At 72.3% G+C, this 3,561-nt stretch carries 2 protein-coding genes; both read left to right on the top strand.

Annotated features, from left to right (window positions below; all coding sequences use genetic code 11):
- A partial coding sequence (locus G6027_RS13470; protein WP_182637615.1) for an arabinosyltransferase C-terminal domain-containing protein occupies positions 1–1,237 on the top strand: 1,237 nt, incomplete at its 5' end.
- 142 nt (positions 1,238–1,379) lie between these two features.
- On the top strand, positions 1,380–3,561 hold a 2,182-nt coding region (locus tag G6027_RS13465; RefSeq protein WP_241727114.1), incomplete at its 3' end, for an arabinosyltransferase domain-containing protein.

Here is a 3,561-nt window from a genome sequence, read left to right as displayed (position 1 = left end):
CCCCGCCGCCCGGACGCGCGACCGTCGCCGGGTCGGGGCCGGACGGGGCCCCGGCATCGACGGCGCCCCGCTCACGATCGTGGCGTTCTCCGTCGTGATCTTCGAGCTCGCCTCGGCCGTGACCGCCGTGTTCGTCCAGACTCCGGCCTACACGGTCGGGCGCGCCAACCTGCGCGCCCTCAGCGGTGAGCCGTGCTCGCTCGCCGACTCGGTGCTGGTCGAGGAGGACTCCAACGACGGCCTGCTCAGTGCCGTGGGCGCGGGACCGGAGATCTCCCTGGGCGCGGGGGTGGTCAACGGGTTCGCACCCAACGGCCTGCCCGACACCATCACGGTGGACAGCACGGAGTCCTCCGGCTCGCTGGCCCTGTCCGACTCCGGTGAACGCGAGCCGGGGGACGGCGTCGACGCCGGTACCACCGGCGGCCGGGGTGAGGTCACCGTCAACGGCTCCACCGTCGCGCTTCCCTTCGGCCTGGACCCCGAGACCACACCGGTCCTGGGCTCCTACCGCCGTGGGCCCCAGGTCGCCGCCGAACTCACGTCGGCCTGGTACGAGCTGCCGGCCCGCCGACCCAACAGTCCGCTGCTGGTCATGGCCGCCGCGGGCCGGATCGGAAACGGCGACCTGACGATCGAGTACGGCCGGCCGGGTCGGGTCGGTGCGGCGGGCCCCACCGACTTCGAGGTCATGGGTTCCACGACCCCCGTCGACATCGGCCCGGCCCCCGCCTGGCGCAACCTCAGGATCCCGCTCGAGTCGATCCCCACCGACGCCGAGGTCGTGCGGGTGGTGGCGACCGACGGCAACCTCGATCCCGACTGGTGGCTCGCCGTGACGCCGCCCCGGAACCCCCGGCTGCGCACCCTCGACGAGGTCGTGGGCCACACCGACCCGGTACTCGTCGACTGGGTGGTGGCCCTGGCCTTCCCGTGTCAGCGTCCGTTCGTCCACAACGGCGGGGTCGCCGAGATCCCCCGCTACCGGATCCTCGCCGACCGCGAGTCCTCGGCCGCCGCGAACTGGTGGCAGAGCGCGGGTGGCGGCGGACCACTGCTGTGGACCACGCAGACGGTGGAGGCCGTCACCGTCCCCACCTACCTCGACCACGACTGGTCGAGGGACTGGGGTTCCCTCCAGCGGTTCGAACCCCTCGACCCCGGGGCCAGGCCCGCGGACCTCGTGCGCAGCAGTTCCGTCCAGTGGGGCTGGACCACGCCGGGTCCCATGAAGTGACCGTCGCCTAGAATCGGGCGTCGTGTCAGACTCCACCGCAGCTTCCGGCCCGGTCGCCGCCGACGCCCGTGTCGCGAGGCTCCGCCTCGTCGCCATCGTCAGCGGCCTCCTGGGCACCCTGTGCTTCCTCTCCCTGCCGTTCCTGCCGGTCACCCAGACCACCTCGAGCGTGCAGTGGCCACAGAACGGATCGGTCGACTCGGTGACCGCGCCGCTGATGGCGCACTCGCCTCAGCGGTTCACCGCCACCGTGCCCTGCACCCTCGTCGCGGACCTGCCCGCCGACGGCGGGATCCTGCTGTCGACCGCCCCGGCGGGTGGTGAGGAGGCCGGCGACCGGGCACTGTTCGTCCGGGCCTCCGCGGACACCGTCGACGTGGTCTCCCGGAACCGTGTCATCGTCTCCGCACCGCGGGAGGAGGTCGCCGCCGGGGACTGCACGCAGTTGACCGTGACCGCCGCCCCGACCTTCGTCGAGGCGGAGTTCGAGGGCATCGACGACGCCGCCCGCCGAGTCGAGGCCGACGACCTCCGACCGATGGTCGTGGGCGTCTACACCGACCTGCCCTCCGACACCGCGGTCCCCGACGGCCTCGAGGTGGCCGTGGAGGTCGATTCCCGCTTCACCACCGACCCGACCGCCCTCAAGTGGGCCGCCATCGTGATCGGGCTGATCGCCACCGCCGTGGCCCTGTGGGCCCTGCACGGGCTCGACCAGACCGACGGCCGCCGGTCCCGCCGCTTCCTGCCCCGAGGGTGGTTCAAGATCCGGCTCCCGGACGTGGCCGTGATCGGCACGCTCGGTCTGTGGCACTTCGTCGGCGGCAACACCTCCGACGACGGGTACATCATGTCGATGGCCCGGGCCGCCGACCCCGCCGGCTACATGGCCAACTACTACCGCTGGTACGGCGTACCCGAGTCGCCCTTCGGCTCCCCCTACTACGACCTGCTCACGATGCTCGCGCACGTGTCCACCGCCAGCCCCTGGATGCGGCTCCCCGCTCTCATCGCCGCGATCCTGTGCTGGCTCGTCATCAGCCGCGAGGTCCTGCCGCGGCTCGGCCGCGCCGCGCGCACCACCCCGGTGGTCGTATGGAGCGCCGCCGCCGTGTTCCTCGCCTTCTGGATGGCCTTCAACAACGGCCTGCGGCCCGAGCCCGTCATCGCCCTGGGCGCGCTGCTCACCTGGGTCTCCGTCGAACGCGCCATCGCCACCCGACGCATGTTGCCGTACGCGGTCGCGGTGATCCTGGCCTCGTTCTCGCTGGCCACCGGCCCCACCGGGCTCATGGCCGTCGCCGCGCTGGTGATGGGGCTCCGCCCGGTCCTGCGCACCGTGGTGGTGCGCGGGCGCGAGGTCGGTTCACACCTCGCGCTGGTCGCCCCGGTGCTCGCCGCCGGGACCATGGTGCTCATCAGCGTCTTCGGCATCCAGTCCCTGGCCTCGGTGCTCGAGGCGATCCGGGTGCGCGGCGAGATCGGCCCCAACCTGAACTGGTTCGAGGAGTTCGTCCGCTACTACTACCTGATGATCCCGACGGTCGACGGATCGCTCTCTCGTCGACTCCCGGTCCTGCTGGTCCTGCTGTGCCTCATCATGGTGATCGGCACCCTGCTGCGCCGCGGCAAGATCCCGGGCGCGGCCTCCGGGCCCGTCTGGCGCCTGGTCGGCGTGGTGGTGGGCACCGCGTTCTTCATGATGTTCTCCCCCACCAAGTGGACCCACCACTTCGGCGTCTACGCGGGGATCGGCGCGGCGATCGCGGCGCTCGGCGCCATGGCCATCTCCGCATCCGCGGTCCGCACCGCCCGCAACCGGACCGTGTTCCTCGGGGTCATCCTGGTGGTGCTCGCGCTGGCCTTCGCCGGCCCCAACGGCTGGTGGTACGTCTCGAGCTACGGCATCCCCTGGTGGGACAAGGCGCCCAGTGTCCGCGGCATCGACGCCGCCACCGTCCTCCTGGGCCTGGCCGTACTGACCTTCGCCTACGCGGGGTGGCAACACCTTCGCCAGGACTACATCGGCACGCAGGCACCCCGGACGCGCGAGGGCCGGCGGCGGGTGCGGACGATCGCCGCCGCACCCATCGCGGTGGTCGCGGGTCTGCTCGTCGTGTTCTCCGTCGCCTCGTTCGCCAAGGGGGTCCACAAGCAGTACCCGGCGTACACGATCGCGGCCGGTAACTTCTCCGCGCTCGCCGGGAACCCGTGCATGCTCGCCGACCGCGTCCTGGTGGAGCCCGACGCCAACGCCGGCATGCTCACCCCGCTCGCCGCGACCCCCGGTCCGGACGGCGCGATCGACCCCGCGGACCGCGCGG

Source organism: Dietzia sp. SLG310A2-38A2, from assembly GCF_014145095.1.
Lineage (GTDB): Bacteria > Actinomycetota > Actinomycetes > Mycobacteriales > Mycobacteriaceae > Dietzia.
The sequence above is the reverse complement of the archived record's forward strand: the minus strand, read 5'-3'. Positions and strand labels throughout refer to the sequence as shown.